Origin of the sequence: Actinomyces dentalis DSM 19115 (genome assembly GCF_000429225.1) — a bacterium.
In the GTDB taxonomy this organism is placed as follows: domain Bacteria; phylum Actinomycetota; class Actinomycetes; order Actinomycetales; family Actinomycetaceae; genus Actinomyces; species Actinomyces dentalis.
In genome coordinates this window covers 1-17047 of record NZ_AUBL01000065.1, presented here as the reverse complement: position 1 = coordinate 17047, position 17047 = coordinate 1, and the positions used below count along the sequence as shown (strand labels likewise).

The window sequence follows — 17047 nt, the reverse complement described above, 5'->3', positions numbered from 1 at the left end:
CCCCGCCAGTCCGGGGGCTTTCCTGGTGAGAAAGGCTCACTGTCGAGCCGGGTCTGCAGTAAACCCCGCGCGAGCGGGGATGATCCTGGCGTCGTCGACACCGGCGCCCCTCTTGACGGGTAAACCCCGCGCGAGCGGGGATGATCCCCTTGACGGCGCCGGAGTGCTTGACGCTCATCTGTAAACCCCGCGCGAGCGGGGATGATCCAACCGAGCCGCGGCGGGACGAAAAACCGCTACGGTAAACCCCGCGCGAGCGGGGATGATCCCGCCGCCGCGCGGCGTCGAGCCCAGTCCCTTACGTAAACCCCGCGCGAGCGGGGATGATCCCACCGGCGCCTGACCCCAGCGCCCGGCCCCGCCGTAAACCCCGCGCGAGCGGGGATGATCCTGCCGACCATCCCGACCCGGCCTCGAACCTGGTGTAAACCCCGCGCGAGCGGGGATGATCCCGGGGCCATGGTGCAGGCGCTGCCCCAGATCGAGTAAACCCCGCGCGAGCGGGGATGATCCGGCGGGCGGAACGAAGCTGACGTGCGCGTGGGTGTAAACCCCGCGCGAGCGGGGATGATCCCGGGGCCATGGTGCAGGCGCTGCCCCAGATCGAGTAAACCCCGCGCGAGCGGGGATGATCCGGCGGGCGGAACGAAGCTGACGTGCGCGTGGGTGTAAACCCCGCGCGAGCGGGGATGATCCCGCTGATGCGTCCGGGGACCCAGTACTTCAGCAGTAAACCCCGCGCGAGCGGGGATGATCCCATCGCCATCGCCCGTCAGATGCGGGAGAAGGGGTAAACCCCGCGCGAGCGGGGATGATCCCACCATCCCGGGAACCGAGACGATGTACTTGCGGTAAACCCCGCGCGAGCGGGGATGATCCCCGCCCCGTCCCCGGTGACGGTGGCGGTGGCGGTGGCGGTGATGAGTAAACCCCGCGCGAGCGGGGATGATCCGCGTCCGCGTCGTCAAACGGTGGCTCGCCGCCCGTAAACCCCGCGCGAGCGGGGATGATCCGCCTCTTGATCCGCTCCTCGATCTCTCGGATCTGTAAACCCCGCGCGAGCGGGGATGATCCCGGGGTCGGTCTCCCGCACCTCCTCGACAATTCGTAAACCCCGCGCGAGCGGGGATGATCCTCCGGGCGATCGCCTTCTTGTGCCGGTTGTTGAGTAAACCCCGCGCGAGCGGGGATGATCCGCTCCTCGTACTGCTCGGGCGTAATCGTCCCGGGTAAACCCCGCGCGAGCGGGGATGATCCGCCGCACAATAACATGCAGCCCTACGCCGCCATGTAAACCCCGCGCGAGCGGGGATGATCCTCCGATCCAGCTCGCGCGGGGACCCGACGATCAGTAAACCCCGCGCGAGCGGGGATGATCCGCCGCCGGCCTCGGGGACCCATCCGGGGTTGCTGTAAACCCCGCGCGAGCGGGGATGATCCTTCGCGCATCGACTTCGAAACCGAGGACCTGGTGTAAACCCCGCGCGAGCGGGGATGATCCCGCCGCCAAGCACCGGCTCGATTACAAGCAGTCGTAAACCCCGCGCGAGCGGGGATGATCCGGCGGCCGGAGTGAATCACGACGCTGGCCGCCCGCAATCCCCTGGAAGAGGGCCACCGAATGCGCCTGGCAATTGATCGATCGTTTCGGGTTGAACTCGATATCCGTGAAGGCAGCGCGGTGCTCCAGCTCGTTGACCAGTTCGGGACGCCCCGCCAGGGCGCTCACGTACAGCCAGTCGTAGAAGAATGTCCGCGGTTCCAGGCGGAAGACGCTCAGTTCCGCCCCCAGGACGAGCGGGGACCCGCCCGAGACCTCCAGCATCCGCGCGCCCGGGCGCGCGGACAGGAAGAAGCGGTGAAGGCTGTCGACGGACCGCTGCTCCTGCTTGAGGGAGAACCCCGGGTGGAGGGTGAACTCGGCGCTGACCTCGTGGACGTGGGACCTCGTCCCCAGGGGTGTGAAAACAGGCCGCCGCGCCATATCAGCTCCCGTCCCGATCCGCCCCCGTATCGATCCGCCCCGTCTCAGTGGTGGTCCCGGTCGGCGTCGGGAACCACCTGCGTGCCCGCGCGCCCTGACACGATCTCCGCGGCCTGGCCCAGCGCCCCTATGACCGCGCGACCGCCGGTGCGCTCCACGAAGTTCGCGCAGGCCTCCGCCTTGGGCCCCATGGACCCGGCCGGCAGACCCAGCGCCCGCAACTGGGCCGGCGTGGCCCGTTCGAGCAGCCGCGCCCGCGGCGTGCCGTAGTCCGCGACCACTCCGGCGACGTCGGTGAGGACGATGAGCAGGTCCGCGCCGATCTGCTCCGCCAGCACCGCCGAGGCCAGGTCCTTGTCGACCACGGCCTCCACGCCCTCGTGCGTGCCGTCCTGCCAGGTGCGCACCGCGACCCCGCCGCCGCCCGCGCACACCACGATCGTCCCCCGGTCCAGCAGGGAGGCGACGACGTCGGCCTCCAGGATGCTCCTGGGCGCCGGCGAGGGGACGACGCGCCGCCAGTACTCGCCGTCGCGCGCCATGGTCCAGGCCCGCTCGGTGGCCAGCATCTGGGCCTCCTGCTCGCTGAGCACCGCGCCCACGAATTTCGTGGGCCGGCTCATGGCCGGGTCGTCGGGGTCGACGAGGGTGCGCGTGAGCAGCCCCGCCACCGCCCTGCCCGGCAGGGCGTCGGTGAGGGCCTGGGTGATCCAGAAGCCGATCATCCCCTGCGTCTGGGCGACGAGGGTGTCGAGCGGGTAGACGTTGGCGGGCAGGTCCGAGCCGGCCGTGGCCGCGGCGAGCAGACCCACCTGGGGCCCGTTGCCGTGGGTGAGGACCAGCTCGTGCGCCAGGGCCAGCGGCCGCAGGGCCTCCACGGCCAGGCGCACCTTGGCGACCTGGATCGCGGTGTCCGGCGTGGCCCCGCGGGGCAGGAGGGCGTTGCCGCCCAGGGCGAGGACGATGCGCAACACGGGCTCCTCTGAAGGTGTGGGTGAGACGGGGAAGGGGAAGAGTACCGCCCGCGGCTCAGTCGGCGTAGTCGACGACGAGCGGGGCGTGATCCGACCAGCGCTCATCGTAGGTGCCGGCGCGGTCCACCCGCACCGCCAGGGCCCGGGAGGCGAGCGTGGGGGTGGCCACCTGGTAGTCGATCCGCCAGCCCGCGTCATTGTCGAAGGCCCGGCCCCGCTGCGACCACCACGTGTAGGGGCCCTGGGCCCCGGGGTTCAGGGCGCGGGTCACATCGACCCAGCCGGAGGAGAACCACTCCTCCAGGTGCTCGATCTCGACGTCGAGGACTCCGCTGACCCGGTTGTGGTTCGCCCTCCAGTTCTTGATGTCGCGCTCGGAGCGGACCACATTGAGGTCCCCGGCCATGATCACCTGGCGGCCGCCGGTGCGGGCCTCGGCCAGCAGCCGGGCCATGCGGGCGTCCACCAGGGCCAGGTGGGCGAGCTTCTCGTCGAGCTTGGGCGTGCCGGCCCGTCCCGCGTGCAGGTAGGCGGACACGACCGTGAGGCCGTCGGCCCCCGCGCCGGCGCCGCGGGCGGGCTCCAGGTCCACCTCCAGCCAGCGGCCCGAGTCCGCGTCGGGCTCCTCGGCCCCGTCGGCCACCCCGTGGCGGGCCCGCCCCAGGGTCAGCGGCCCGCCCTCGCGCACGGCCACCCCCACCCCGGCGCGGCCCCTGATCCGGGACGGCCGGACGAGCGAGCGGTAGCCGGGCAGGAGGGCGGCGGCGGTGTCCGCATCGGCCCGCACCTCCTGGAGCAGCAGGACGTCGGGGGCGCCGGCCTCGAGCCACGCGGCCATGCCCTTGCGGGCGGCGGCGCGAATGCCGTTGACATTGACGGTGGCGATGCGCATGCGCACAGGGTACGTGCCGGCCCGGTGCGCACCGGTGCACAATGGTGCCATGAGGAGGAAGCCCGTCCCGGACCCGGAGAGGACCCGAACCGTCCGCGCCCTCGTGTCCGGGCGCGTCCAGGGCGTCGGCTTCCGCTGGACGTGCATGGAGGAGGGCTCCCGCCTCGGCCTGGTCGGCGAGGTCAGGAATCTGGACGACGGCGACGTCGAGGTCCTCGCCCAGGGCCCCGCCGACGACGTGTCCCGCCTCATCGCCTGGCTCTACCACGGCCCCCGCTGGGCGTCGGTCGCCTCCGTCCAGATCGAGGAGCGCCGCCCCGGCAGTCTGAGGCACCGCGCCTTCGTCATGGGCAACTGAGTCATAGCCATGGGCGACTGAAATCCGGTGCGGGGCCGGCGCGTCGAACCCGTCCCGCACCTCATCCGATTCCGGCCCGCCTCTCGGCGGCCTCGACGACATTGGCCAGCAGCAGGGCGCGGGTCATGGGACCCACGCCGCCGGGATTGGGGGACATCCAGGCGGCCACCTCGTCGACGCCGTCGGCCACGTCCCCGGCGATGCGCCCCCTGCCGGTGGCCGGGTCGACGATGCGCGAAACCCCCACGTCCAGGACGACGGCGCCGGGGCGCACCATGTCGGGGCGCACGATCCCGGCGGACCCGGCGGCGGCGATGACGACGTCGGCGCGGCGCACGTGCGCGCCCAGGTCCCGGGTGCCGGTGTGGCACACGTCGACGGTGGCGTTGACGTCCTTGCGCCCCAGCAGCAGCCCGATGGAGCGCCCCACGGTCACGCCGCGCCCGATGACGCACACGTCGGCGCCCGCCAGGTCGATGCCGTGGCGGGTCATGAGCTCGATGCAGGCCCGAGGCGTGCACGGCAGGGGCGAGTCGATGGGCCCGGACCTGCGCAGGACGAGGCGGCCCAGGTTGGTGGGGTGCAGGCCGTCGGCGTCCTTGTCCGGGTCGATGCGCTCCAGGACGGCGTTGGCGTCGATGCCGCGCGGCAGGGGCAGCTGGACGATGTAGCCGGTGCAGGCCCCGTCGGCGTTGAGGGCGTCGACGGCGGCCTCGACCTCGGCCTGCGTCGCCGTGGCGGGCAGGTCGACGCGGATGGACTCGATACCCACTTCGGCGCAGTCGGAGTGCTTGCCGGCCACGTACTTGACGCTGCCGGGGTCATCCCCCACCAGGACGGTGCCCAGACCGACGGCGGCGCCGCGCTCGCGCAGCGCCGCGATGCGCCCGGCCAGCTCGGCCTTGATGGCGGCGGCGGTGGCCCTGCCGTCCAGGACCCGGGCGGGCCCGTTCCAGGGGGCCCTCACCGGCCCAGCCCCGGGTAGAGGGGGAAGGCGTCGGTCAGGGCGCGCACGCGGCCGCGCAGGGCCGCCAGCAACTCCTCGTCGGCCGCCCCGGCGGCGCCGGCGACCAGGGCGGCGGCGATGATGTCGGCGACCTCGGTGAACTCGGCGTCGCCGAATCCGCGGGTGGCCAGGGCCGGCGTGCCGATGCGCAGTCCGGAGGTCACGCGCGCCGGGCGCGGGTCGAAGGGGACGGCGTTGCGGTTGACGGTGATGCCGGCGGTGTGGAGGAGGTCCTCGGCCTGCTGGCCGTCCAGGGAGGAGTCGCGCAGGTCGACCAGGACCAGGTGGACGTCGGTGCCGCCGGTGACCAACCGGATGCCGGCGGCGGCGACGTCGTCGGCGAGCAGGCGCTCGGCCAGGAGGGCCGCGCCGCGCACGGTGCGCTCCTGGCGGTCCTTGAACTCCTCGGTGCCGGCGATCTTCATGGCCACGGCCTTGGCGGCGATGACGTGCATGAGGGGCCCGCCCTGCTGGCCGGGGAAGACGGCGGAGTTGAGCTTCCTGCCCCACTGCTCGGCGCGGTTGGTCAGGAGCATGCCGGAGCGGGGGCCGCCCAGGGTCTTGTGGACGGTGGTGGACACGACGTCGGAGGCAGGCAGGGGGGAGGGGTGCAGTCCGGCGGCGACGAGCCCGGCGAAGTGGGCCATGTCGGTCCACAGGGCGGCGCCGACCTCGTCGGCGATGGCGCGGAAGGCCTCGAAGTCGAGATGGCGCGGATAGGCGGACCAGCCGGCGATGATGACCCGGGGGCGCTCGCGCAGGGCGGCCTCGCGCACCTGGTCCATCTCGATGCGCATGGTGGTCTCGTCCACGCCGTAGGCGGTGGCGCGGTAGTTCTTGCCGGAGAAGTTGATCCTCATGCCGTGGGTGAGGTGGCCGCCGTGGGCCAGGGACAGGCCCAGGATGGTGTCGCCGGCGTCGGCCAGGGCGTGGAGGACGGCGGCGTTGGCCTGGGCGCCGGAGTGGGGCTGGACATTGGCCCACTGGGCCCCGAAGACGGCCTTGGCCCGCTCGATGGCGAGGCTCTCGGCGACGTCGACGACCTCGCAGCCGCCGTAGTAGCGCCGGCCCGGATACCCCTCCGCGTACTTGTTGGTCAGGACCGAGCCCTGGCACTCCAGGACGGCCCGGGGAACGAAGTTCTCCGAGGCGATCATCTCCAGGGTCTCGCGCTGACGGTCGAGCTCTCCGGTGAGGACGGCGGCGATGTCGGGGTCGAGATCGGCCAGGGGCAGGTTGTTGAGGGCGGTGCTGGCGGGACCGGTCATGGTTCTCCTCGTGTCGGCACGGCGGCGCCGTGCGGGGCGGCGACCTCGGCCCAGGCGGGCGACCAGGTTCGTGACGGCCGCCCCGGGCGATCCGGCGCGGCGCCGTCGCTCCCCGGTGGTGACCACCTCTGCGCCAGTCGCGACGACGCGGCCCATGCTACCGCGCCGCCGACGTCGGGGCGCGCGGGCGTCCGGCGACGCCTCTGCGCGACACGCCGCGCACGAGCACCGTCTCCGCGCCGACCAACCGAATCGAGGGGGTCCGCCGCAGGACGCGGCGGACCCCCTCGATCGTTGAGTTCGAGCCCGGATCCCCGCTCACGCGGGGTCTACGCGACAGCTAGTCATCACACTGGGTCACCCCCGCTACAGCACGCAGGGTCTTCCAACTCAAGCCGAAGCCGTGAAACATGCTAACATCCGCATTTAACTCAGCTAGTCATCACACGTTAGAGAAGAGTTGATATGGGCAGACACACGCCCCGCAAGGGGAGCCGACGGCCGGACTTGGACGGGATCCGCCTTCTCGCGGAGTGCCTCCGGCACACAGCCACCATCGCCGTCGCCTCCACCATCCATGCGCTGATCATCATGCTCGGATGATGCGGGACACGTGTCTGGGTGTGGGCGCAGTCACACCTGCGCCCACACCCAGGCTACCCGCCGGCGCCCGCCGCCCCAAGCCGACGCACCCGCAGTCCCGACTTTCACGCAGATCACACACGCCCCGGCCCGGGCAACGATTCGGTAACGGTCCGCGAACTGGCCCGCCGCGCCCCGCCCGCCGCAATAGCCTGGGCTCCCCTACTTCCAATGAAGGACCTCCCCCTGTGACACTGTCCGCCCGCGCCCGCTCCGTGTGGGCCAAGTTCGGCTACAACCCCGAGAGCCGCCACTGGCTCCCCCTGTGGCTGCACCTGCTCGACGCCGCCGCCGTGGCCGAGCACCTCGCCCGGACCTGGCTGACGCCCACCGCCGGCGACCTCATCGAGCGCGAGTTCGCCGGCTCGACGTCGGGCCTGCCCCCGGCGGACGAATTCCGCCTCCTCGCCTCCTGGATCGCCGGCGTCCACGACATCGGCAAGTGCACCCCGGCCTTCTCCGTCCAGGTCCCGAACCGGGACGACCGCATGAAGGAGGTGGGACTGGACCACAAGCCGTCCGAGGTCCTCAAACCCGAACGGCACAAGATGCCGCACGCCCTGGCCGGCCACATCATCGTGAGCTCGTGGCTCAGGAACGAGCACGGCTGGGCGAAGGGCCCCGCCGAGGCCCTGGCCTCCGTCGTCGGCGCCCACCACGGCATCCCGCCCACGACGGCGGCCCTGACCACCGATACCAGCGGACGCGAGCACCTCCTCGGCGAGGGCGGAGCCTGGGACACGACCCGCCGCGAACTCCTCGACCTCGTCACCCGGCGCACCCAGGCCGGCCACCTGCTGCCCCAATGGGCGCAGCACAAGTGGTCCCAGCCCTTCCTCGTAGAACTGTCGGGACTGGTCATCGTGGCGGACTGGATCGCCTCGACCGAGGCCTACTTCCCCCTGCTCGACCTCGACGACGACGGCGCCCGCCTGCTCGCGATCAAGACCCACGCCTCCCGCGCGGCCGCCGGCCTGCACCGCCTGGAGATCCCCGCGCCGTGGCGGCCCCGCGACGACGGCGCCGACGCCGATGCGCTGCTCGCCGACCGCTTCGACCTGCCCGAGGGGACCCGCGCCACCGACGTCCAGGCGCGCGCGCTCGCGGCGGCCCGCACCATGGAGCTGCCGGGCCTGCTCATCGTCCAGGAGTCCACGGGGGGCGGCAAGACCGAGGCCGCCCTCATGGCCGCCGAGGTGCTCGCCGCCCGCACCGGCCGCTCCGGCGTCCTGTTCGCCCTGCCCACCCAGGCCACGACCGACGCCATGTTCACCCGCGAAATCGACTGGCTGACGCGGATCGAGGACGCCTACGCCGAGGGCGGCTCGCCCACGACCTTCGCCGCGCAGCTCCTGCACGGGCGCTCGCGGCTGAACGAGGAGGCCCGGGCGCTGCGGCACCGCGGCTACCAGATCCGCGACCGCCTCCTCGGCTCGCTCGGCGGCGACGACGACGCGGATAACGCGGATGAGGAGGGCGCCGTCCGGTGCAGCCCGCGCCCCACGGACATCGGCCGCGACGAGGACGCCGTGAGGCAGGCCGGGAGTCGTCGGGCCGACCTGGCCATTCTGGCGTGGTTCAACGGGCGCAAGAAGGCGATGCTGTCGGACTTCGTCGTCACCACCGTGGACCACGTCCTCTTCGGGGCGATGCGCTCCCCGCACCTGGCCATGCGCCACCTGGGGCTGTCCCGCAAGGTCGTCATCGTCGACGAGGTGCACTCCTACTCCACCTACATGAACGTCTACCTGGACCGGGTCCTGACCTGGCTCGCCGCCTACGGTGTGCCGGTGGTGCTCCTGTCGGCGACGCTGTCCGAGGCGCGCTGCACCGCCATGGTCGACGCCTACCGGCGGGGCCTGCGCCTGGCCGCGGGAGAGCGCGTCCCCAGGCGCCCCGACCCGCAGGGCGTGCACACGCCCTTCCCCTGCCTGGTGACCGCGAGCGCGGGGCACCCCGAGGTCGTCCCCACGGCGTCGGGGCGCCGCAGCACCGCCCGCATCGAGCGGCTCGGACGCGACGACCTGGTCCCGCTCCTGGAGGGGGCGCTGGCCGACGGCGGCTGCGCGCTCATCGTCCGCAACACGGTGCGCCGCGCCCAGGAGACCTACGAACTGCTGCGCGAGCGCTTCGGCGAGGACGTCGGCCTCAACCACTCCCGCTTCACCGTCGGCGACCGGCTGGCCAAGGACAAGGACCTCCTCGACCGCTTCGGGCCGCCGCGCGCGTCCCGCCGGCGCCCGCATCGGGCGATCGTGGTGGCCACCCAGGTGGTCGAGCAGTCCCTGGACGTGGACTTCGACCTGCTCGTCACCGATCTGGCCCCCATCGACCTGGTCCTCCAGCGCATGGGGCGCCTGCACCGTCACGAGCGGCCCCGTCCGCCCCGACTCGCCGAGCCCACCTGCTGGATCGACTGGCTGCCGTCGCCGGCGTCCTCCGAGCCCTCGTTGGAGCCGGGCGCCAAGACGATCTACGGCGAGCAGGACATGCTCATGAGCGCGGCCGCCCTGGACCGGGTGATCAACGGCTCGGGCGCCGTCACCGTGCCCGACGACGTCCACGACCTCATTGAGGCCGTCTACGGCCCCGACGCCCCGGTGCCGTCGCTGTGGCGCGCAGCTCTCGCCCGGGCGCGCGAGACCTATGAGACGAAGAGCCGTGCGAAGCAGGACGCCGCTCAGGGCTTTCTCCTGCGCGAACCGGACCGCGCGGGCAAACGCGCCTCCCTGGTCGACTGGCTGCACACGACGGCCTCCGACAGCGAGGAGGAGGGCCGCGCCCAGGTGCGCGACGGCGAGGACTCCCTGGAGGTCATCCTCCTGGATCGGCACCGGGTCGGCGGCCAGGAGGAGCTGCGCACCCTGCCCAGCGCCCCGGGGGCACCGGGCGTCCAGATCCCCACCGAGGACGTCCCCAACCGCAAGGTCGTGCGCGCCATGGCCCTGTCCGCCGTGAGACTGCCCCCGCGCCTGAGCAACCCGCGGAATATCGACAGGGTCATCTGCGAGCTCGAAGCTCGCGTCGTCCCCGCCTGGCAGGCCGATCCCCAGTTGTGCGGACAACTGTTCCTCCTCCTGGAGGACGGCCGGACGCAGCTGGCCGACGTCGTACTCGAGTACTCCCCCACCACCGGGCTCAAGGAGGTCCACCCCGAATGACAGCGAGTTTCAATCTTCTCGACGAGCCCTGGATCCGAGTGACCCGGCTCGACGGCGCCCCCGACGAGGTCTCCCTTCTCTCCCTCTTCCGGGAGGCGACGGATATCGCCGGAATCCACGGCGAGATCGCCAGTCAGGACGCGGCCGTCCTGCGCCTGCTGCTGGCCATCTGCCACCGCGCCATGGACGGACCGGAGGACCTGGACGTCTGGGAGGAGTACTGGCGGGATCCCGGCTCCTTGGGACGCGACGCCGTCGACCACCTGGAGCGGCACCGGGAGCGCTTCGATCTGCGCGACCCGGACCGTCCCTTCTTCCAGGTCGCGGGGATCCATGCGGCCTCGGGGCGGACCTCGGGCCTGGAGTCCCTCATCGTGGACGTCCCCAATGGCAACCCCTTCTTCACCACCCGTATCGCCGAGGGACTGGACTCCATCGGCTGGGCGGAGGCGGCCCGGTGGCTGGTGCACGTCCACGCCTTCGACCCCTCCGGCATCCGCACCGGCGCCGTCGGTGATCCTCAGGTCAAGGGCGGCAAGGGGTACCCGATCGGTCCCGGCTGGACGGGGCAGATCGGCACCGTGACGGTGGTGGGCGAGAATCTGGAGCGCACGCTGCTGCTCAACACCGTCGTGTGCGAGGATCTGGACGGCCTGAACGGCGTCGATCCAACGCGCGACCTCGCCCCGTGGGAGCGGGAGCCGGACGGCCCTGCTGGCTCCCACGACCCGAGGCCCACGGGACCGGTGCACTGCTACACGTGGCAGACGCGCCGCGTGCTCCTGCACGGCGACGACGACGGCGTCACCGGCCTGTTCCTGGGCAACGGGGACAAGGCGACGCCGCAGAACCGCTACCTGGTGGAGCCGATGACCGCGTGGCGCTACTCCGAGCCCCAGTCCAAGAAGCTGAAGGCGCCCGTCTACATGCCGCGCAAACTGCCGACGGACCGGGCGTTCTGGCGGGGCCTGTCGACCCTCGTGGCCCAGCTGAGCCCGAAGATCACGGTCAAGGGCGCCGGAGAGGTGACCCGGTACCGCTCCCCCGGCGTCGTCTCCTTCTACCAGGACCTCATGTACCACGAGATCGTGCCCTTGACCGGTCTCATTCCCCTGCACGCGGTCGGCATCGAGTACGGGGCCCAGGAGGCGGTCGTCACCGAGCTCATCGACGACGTCCTGTCGCTGCCGGCGGGCCTGCTCAATCCCGAGAATAAGCGCCTGCTCGCCGTCGTGCGAGGTGCCATGGAGGAGACGGAACAGGTCGCCGCCACCCTGCGGAACCTGGCCGCGAATCTGGACCGCGCGCGCGGCGGGAGCCCGGACACGGCCTCGGCCGCGCGCGAGCACGCCGGCGCCGCCTTCTACCAGGTCATTGACGAGCGCTTCCCCCGCTGGCTCGCCTCCCTCAACGAGGAGAACCCCGACCGGGCCCATGCCCGGTGGCGCGAACTGCTGCGCTCCGAGGCCCTCAGGCAGCAGGAGACGCTCGCCTCCGCCGTGCCGGACACCGCCTTCGCCGGACGCGGGGAGGGCAAGGGGCGCGCAGACGTGGGCAAGGCGCTGCTCTTCTTCCGTCTCGCCCTGAACGCGGTGGTACCGGCACCCGCGCAGCAAGACGCACCCGTTGAAAACAGTAAGAACGCAGAAAGGACACCGGCATGACAGTGTCGGACACCAGCACACCCGCTCAGGCGGGCGGAGCACCGCCCGGGAAGCCACGGCGGGCGCGCCGCCCCAGGCTGGATAAGGACGCCGGGCTCCTCGTGGACCGGCGCATTGGCGGAACGAAGACGTGGGAGGGTCTGCAGCCCCGGTACCTGCGCAACGAGTCCCGGGCCCGCGGCGAGCTGGCCGCCCTGCGCAAGGGTGTGAGCAGGTCTCCCGGCGATTTGCCCGAGATCTGGGAGCTGACCGAGGTGCCGCCTCCCGAGCACGCGGGCGACGCCCCCACCCCAGAGGAGATCGCCGTCCACACCGCCATGACGCTCTACGCCGTGCACCAGCAGTCGCGGACCGAACCCATGTTCCGCCCCGGCATCGGGCTGGGGAGCGCCGCCCACGATCTGGTGGGGCGGGACGAGGAGAACCCCTCGGCCCGGGCGCGCTTCAACGCCCTGGTCACCTCGACGACCGTGGCCGAGCTGCGCCACCACCTGCGGGGCTTCGTCTCGCTGCTCCGGGCCCGGGGCATCGCCCTGGATCACGCCATGCTCGCCGATGACATCGTCGGCTTCCAAAGGCCGGGCGGGGCCAAGAAGGTTCGTCTGGCCTGGGCCCGCCAGTACTACTCCCTGCCCGCCGAGACCCCGCCCGCCACCGACGCCGACCCGGCATCCAACGCCGATTCCACCACCGCACCGACCCAGGAGAACTGATATGAGCACCTACGTCGATATCCACATCATTCAGAACCTGCCGCCCTCCTGCGTCAACCGGGACGACTCGGGCTCGCCCAAGTCCGCCGTCTACGGCGGCGTCCGCCGTCTGCGAGTCTCCAGCCAGTCCTGGAAGCGGGCGACGCGCCTGTACTTCAACGACCTCCTGGACGCCAAGGACGTGGGCGTGCGCACCAAGCGGGTCGTCGAGGTGCTCGCCGAGCGCATCACCGAGGACGCCCCCGAACTCGCGGGCGACGCCGTCACGCTCGCCGAGGGGGTGTTCAAGGCGGCCAGAATCAAGCTCTCGCCCCCGCGCGGCAAGAAGGACGCGCCCCAGGAGTCCGGCTATCTGCTGTTCCTGTCCACCAGTCAGATCGCGCGCCTGGCCGAGCTGGCCATCGCCTCGGCCCGCGACGGCGAGACGCTCGACGCCAAGACGGTCAAGAAGATCTTCAAGGAGGCGCACGCCGTCGACATCGCGCTCTTCGGCCGCATGGTCGCCGACGACACCGACCTCAATGTCGACGCCGCCTGCCAGGTGGCCCACGCCATCTCCACGCACGCGGCGGAGAACGAGTACGACTTCTTCACCGCCGTCGACGACGACAAGTCCCGTTCGGAGGAGGAGGACGCCGGCGCCGGCATGATGGGCACGGTCGAGTTCTCCTCGGCCACCATGTACCGCTACGCCACCGTCAACCTCGACATGCTGGTCGAGAACCTCGGGGACGACGACGCGGCGCTGCGGGCGCTGGAGGTCTTCATCAAGGGCTTCTGCCTGTCCATGCCCACCGGCAAGCAGAACACCTTCGCCAACCGGACTCTGCCCGAGGCCGTCGTCGTCTCCGTGCGCGACGACCAGCCCGTCTCCCTCGTCGGCGCCTTCGAGAAGCCGATCCGCACCAATGAGGCCGACGGCTACCTCGCCCGGTCCGCCGAGGCGCTGGCGGAGCACGCCCGCGCCATCGAGGACAGTTACGGTCTGAAGCCGCTGGCGAGCTTCGTCGTCGCCCTCAAGGGCGGGGGCGTCCTCGCCCCCGAGGGCCCCGACGCCCCCGCCCCGCTGGGCGAGCGCGTGTCCTTCGCGGACCTGCCCGACCGGGTCCGCGAGGCCGTGGCCCCGCGCGTGGGCCGTGAGGAGCGGGCCTGATGACCGTCCTCCTCCTGCGACTCGCAGGACCCCTGCAATCCTGGGGGGTGAAATCGCGCTTCACCGTCCGGGCCACCGAGCTCGCCCCCACCAAGAGCGGCATTATCGGCATGCTGGCGGCCGCCGTCGGCCGGCGCCGGACGGACCCGATCGAGGACCTGCTGTCCCTGCGCTTCGGGGTGCGCAAGGACCAGCCCGGCAGGGTCATCAGGGACTTCCACACGGCGCGGACCCTCGACGGCAAGGAGTCCATGCCCCTGTCGAACCGGTACTACCTCGCCGACGCCGTCTTCCTCGCCGGGATCGAGGGCGACACGGCGCTCCTGGAGGGCCTCGACGAGGCGCTGCGCCACCCGTTCTTCCCGCTGTACCTGGGCAGGCGCTCCTGCCCGCCGACGCACCCCGTGTCCCTGGGCCTGCGGGAGGCGGGGCTGCTCGATGCGCTTCGGGCCGAGCCGTGGCTCGCCGCGCAGTGGTTCCAGCAGTGGTTCCACCGGAAGTACCGCGGCAGGCCCTTCGACGCGGAGATGCTCCTCGACCAGGAGGTCGTGCAGGAGGCCGCGCTGCCCGCCCGGGAGCGGGGCGCGGTCCGGGGCAGCCGCGACGTACCGGCCTCCTTCGACCCCAGGCGCCGCGACTATGGTTTCCGTCAGGTCGAGCGGCTCACGGCGCGGGTCAGCGCCCCCGAGCCGGACCCGCACGACCCCATGGCCGAGCTATCGGCTGACGACCACAACCCCATGGCCGAGCTGTCGGCCGATGCGCACGACCCCATGGCCGAATTGGAGGAGGCGAACCCGTGTTCCTGACGAAGATCGACCTGGACCCGGCGCGACGTCTCGCGCGCAAGTACCTGGGTTCGCCGCAGGTCATGCACGCCGTCGTCCTCAAGGCGACCGGGGGCGACGACGGGAGCGGCCCCGGCCGCGTCCTGTGGCGGGCCGACCGCGGCCCGGCGACGACGACGCTGTACCTGCTCTCGCCCTCGGAGCCCGACTGCACGCAGATCGTGGCCGAGGCGGGGGCGGCCGGCACCCGGTCGCTGACCCTGGACTATTCGCCGTTCCTCGCCACGCTGGACGCCGGACAGGTCTGGGCCTTCCGCCTGACGGCGAACCCGTCCTACTCGGCCCCCCGGGGCCCGGAAGTGCGCGGGAAGCGGTACGGGCACGTCACCGTCGAGCAGCAGCGGCGGTGGCTCATCGAGCGCACCCCGCGGTACGGCTTCGAGCTCGTGCCCGTGTCCGGCGCCGCGGTGGACGACGCGGCGAGCGGCGACGCCGCCGTGGCGGACTCCACCGCCGCAACCGGCGCCGATGCGGACGCCGTCGCGGCCAGCGCCTCGGTCGTCGTCGTGCGCCGGGAGCGGCCCGTCTTCGGGCGGAGGAACCCCGATCGCGACAGGCGCGACCGGGTCACGATCAACCGGACCGTCTACGAGGGCGTGGCGCGCGTGACCGATGCGGATGCGCTGCGCCACGCGCTCATCGCGGGAATCGGCCGGTCCAAGGCCTACGGCTGCGGGCTCATGACGCTCGCCCGGGTGAGACGGGACTGACCGATGACCAGGATGCCGCCGGTTCCCGTGACGGCGCTGCCCCGCGTCCAGGACCGGATGTCCTTCCTCTACCTGGAGCACTGCGTGGTGCACCGGGAGGACGGGGCCCTGACGGCGCGCAACGACCAGGGCACCATCCGGGTTCCGGCGGCATCGCTGGTCGCCGTCTTCCTCGGGCCCGGGACGTCGGTGAGCCACCAGGCGATGAGCCTGCTCGGCGAGTGCGGGACGACGGCGGTGTGGGTCGGTGAGCGCGGCGTGCGCTACTACGCGCACGGCCGGTCCCTGGCGACCTCCACCCGTCTGCTCGTCGAGCAGGCGGCGCGGGTCTCCTCCCCGCAGAAGCGGTTGGGGGTGGCGCGCGAGATGTACTGCATGCGCTTCAGCGGCGAGAGCGTCGACGGGCTGACCATGCAGCAGCTGCGGGGCCGCGAGGGCGCCAGAGTCCGCGGGGTGTACCGGGAGAACTCCAGGCGCACCGGGGTGCCGTGGACCCGGCGCGACTACCGCGCTGACGACTTCGAGGCCGCCGACCCGATCAACCAGGCGCTGTCGGCCGCGCACGCCGCGCTGTACGGCGTCGTCCACGGGGTCATCGTCTCCCTGGGGTGCTCGCCGGGCCTCGGCTTCGTCCACACGGGCCACGAGCGGTCCTTCGTGTACGACGTTGCCGACCTGTACAAGGCGGAGACGACGATACCGATCGCCTTCGACGTCGTCGCCGAGGGAATGGAGGACCTCACCGGGACGACGCGGCGGCGCGTCCGGGACAAGATCTTCGAGCTCAAGGTCATCGAGCGGACGGTCAAGGACATCTACCGGCTGCTCGAGGTCGAGGAGTCGAACGATCTGAGCGTCAACGTGGTTTCCCTGTGGGACTACCAGCGGCGCGCGGTCGCCGGCGGGGCGAACTACGCCGAAGAGGAGGCGGGCGAATGGTAGTGCTCATCCTCTCGGCGGCCCCGGCCTCGCTGCGCGGCTCCATGACGCGATGGCTGCTCGAGGTCTCCCCCGGAGTCTTCGTCGGTCACCTGTCCGCCCGGGTGCGCGAGCAGCTGTGGGAGCTGATCCGTGAGAACCTCGGGGAGGGGCGGGCGCTGCTGATCTGGTCGGTGCGCTCCGAGCAGCGGTTCGCAGTCGCGTCCCTGGGGCATGAGCGCGAACCTGTGGACATCGAGGGCTGCCTGGTGATGAGGACGCCGTACCAGCCGATCAAGGGATCTCAGGCGATCCCCGGCGCCGTCAAGCCCCCGAAGGAGTCGTGGTCCATCGCGGCACGACGACGGCGCTACCGCAACTCGGCGGAGCGGGCCCTGGGTCGGCAGTGAAGGCAGCGGGGGTCTGGTAGACTACGGGTTCGTTGGGATTCCAAGGATTCGCAAGTGTAAACCCCGCGCGAGCGGGGATGATCCCTGCTCCCGACGGGAGTCACCCGTTAGGGTGACGTAAACCCCGCGCGAGCGGGGATGATCCGGCGGGCGCTCCGCAACAATGCGGCCCCACACAGTAAACCCCGCGCGAGCGGGGATGATCCTGAACGCCGATTACTACAGGTACGATATCACGCGTAAACCCCGCGCGAGCGGGGATGATCCCGATGAACCCCCGGCCCACCCACTCCGATCCCAGTAAACCCCGCGCGAGCGGGGATGATCCTTCCCACCGTTCCCCGCT

13 protein-coding genes, 1 pseudogene and 2 CRISPR repeat arrays are annotated in these 17047 nt (G+C 71.8%); of the genes and pseudogenes, 9 read left to right on the top strand and 5 right to left on the bottom strand.

Annotation, left to right across the window (positions count from 1 at the left end):
- Positions 1 to 58 precede the first annotated feature (58 nt).
- A CRISPR array of direct repeats spans positions 59 to 1562; the repeat unit is 28 nt; unit sequence GTAAACCCCGCGCGAGCGGGGATGATCC.
- A 44-nt stretch (positions 1563 to 1606) separates the two neighbouring features.
- The 3 genes and pseudogenes from G446_RS21565 to G446_RS0112405 form a co-directional block, all read right to left on the bottom strand.
- Positions 1607 to 1984 (bottom strand): annotated as a pseudogene (locus G446_RS21565) (DarT1-associated NADAR antitoxin family protein); the annotation flags it as partial.
- 44 nt (positions 1985 to 2028) lie between these two features.
- Entirely contained in the window at positions 2029 to 2958 is a 930-nt protein-coding gene (locus G446_RS0112410) for a carbamate kinase (RefSeq protein WP_245574703.1), read from the bottom strand.
- A gap of 55 nt (positions 2959 to 3013) precedes the next feature.
- Positions 3014 to 3850, bottom strand: coding sequence for an exodeoxyribonuclease III (locus G446_RS0112405; protein ID WP_026410379.1), 837 nt, complete (start codon positions 3848 to 3850; stop codon positions 3014 to 3016).
- Positions 3851 to 3899: 49 nt separating this feature from the next.
- Here G446_RS0112405 and G446_RS0112400 point away from each other — a divergent pair, with 49 nt between their 5' ends.
- The gene (locus tag G446_RS0112400) at positions 3900 to 4208 is read left to right on the top strand and encodes an acylphosphatase (RefSeq protein WP_026410378.1); all 309 of its coding nucleotides are present in this window, start codon (positions 3900 to 3902) and stop codon (positions 4206 to 4208) included.
- 61 nt (positions 4209 to 4269) lie between these two features.
- On the opposite strand, the gene G446_RS0112395 is transcribed toward G446_RS0112400, so the two are convergent.
- Both G446_RS0112395 and glyA read right to left on the bottom strand, forming a co-directional pair.
- The gene (locus tag G446_RS0112395) at positions 4270 to 5175 is read right to left on the bottom strand and encodes a bifunctional methylenetetrahydrofolate dehydrogenase/methenyltetrahydrofolate cyclohydrolase (protein ID WP_026410377.1); all 906 of its coding nucleotides are present in this window, start codon (positions 5173 to 5175) and stop codon (positions 4270 to 4272) included.
- The gene (glyA, locus tag G446_RS0112390; protein ID WP_026410376.1) at positions 5172 to 6482 is read right to left on the bottom strand and encodes a serine hydroxymethyltransferase; all 1311 of its coding nucleotides are present in this window, start codon (positions 6480 to 6482) and stop codon (positions 5172 to 5174) included. Before glyA ends, G446_RS0112395 begins: the two co-directional genes overlap by 4 nt.
- A gap of 830 nt (positions 6483 to 7312) precedes the next feature.
- On the opposite strand from glyA, the gene G446_RS0112380 reads away from it, so the two are divergent.
- The 8 genes from G446_RS0112380 to cas2e are packed head-to-tail and all read left to right on the top strand — an operon-like array spanning position 7313 to position 16701.
- On the top strand, positions 7313 to 10285 hold the full coding sequence (locus tag G446_RS0112380; RefSeq protein ID WP_026410375.1) for a CRISPR-associated helicase/endonuclease Cas3: 2973 nt from the start codon (positions 7313 to 7315) through the stop codon (positions 10283 to 10285).
- Positions 10282 to 11949 carry a type I-E CRISPR-associated protein Cse1/CasA gene (casA, locus tag G446_RS0112375; RefSeq protein WP_026410374.1) on the top strand — a complete coding sequence of 556 codons (1668 nt, stop codon included), beginning with the start codon at positions 10282 to 10284 and terminating at the stop codon, positions 11947 to 11949. Before G446_RS0112380 ends, casA begins: the two co-directional genes overlap by 4 nt.
- Positions 11946 to 12662: a type I-E CRISPR-associated protein Cse2/CasB gene (gene casB / locus G446_RS0112370; protein ID WP_026410373.1), complete on the top strand. Its 717-nt coding sequence runs from the start codon at positions 11946 to 11948 to the stop codon at positions 12660 to 12662. The genes casA and casB overlap by 4 nt, the downstream gene beginning before the upstream one ends.
- 1 nt (position 12663) lies before the next feature.
- Complete coding sequence (gene cas7e / locus G446_RS0112365) at positions 12664 to 13815, top strand: type I-E CRISPR-associated protein Cas7/Cse4/CasC (protein WP_026410372.1); 1152 nt, start codon at positions 12664 to 12666, stop codon at positions 13813 to 13815.
- Positions 13815 to 14624 carry a type I-E CRISPR-associated protein Cas5/CasD gene (gene cas5e, locus G446_RS0112360; RefSeq protein WP_026410371.1) on the top strand — a complete coding sequence of 270 codons (810 nt, stop codon included), beginning with the start codon at positions 13815 to 13817 and terminating at the stop codon, positions 14622 to 14624. The genes cas7e and cas5e overlap by 1 nt, the downstream gene beginning before the upstream one ends.
- Positions 14615 to 15373 carry a type I-E CRISPR-associated protein Cas6/Cse3/CasE gene (gene cas6e, locus G446_RS0112355; protein ID WP_026410370.1) on the top strand — a complete coding sequence of 253 codons (759 nt, stop codon included), beginning with the start codon at positions 14615 to 14617 and terminating at the stop codon, positions 15371 to 15373. Before cas5e ends, cas6e begins: the two co-directional genes overlap by 10 nt.
- Positions 15374 to 15376: 3 nt before the next feature.
- Entirely contained in the window at positions 15377 to 16315 is a 939-nt protein-coding gene (gene cas1e / locus G446_RS0112350; RefSeq protein WP_026410369.1) for a type I-E CRISPR-associated endonuclease Cas1e, read from the top strand.
- Complete coding sequence (gene cas2e, locus G446_RS0112345) at positions 16309 to 16701, top strand: type I-E CRISPR-associated endoribonuclease Cas2e (protein WP_026410368.1); 393 nt, start codon at positions 16309 to 16311, stop codon at positions 16699 to 16701. Before cas1e ends, cas2e begins: the two co-directional genes overlap by 7 nt.
- A 56-nt stretch (positions 16702 to 16757) precedes the next feature.
- A CRISPR array of direct repeats spans positions 16758 to 17029; the repeat unit is 28 nt; unit sequence GTAAACCCCGCGCGAGCGGGGATGATCC.
- Positions 17030 to 17047: the final 18 nt, after the last annotated feature.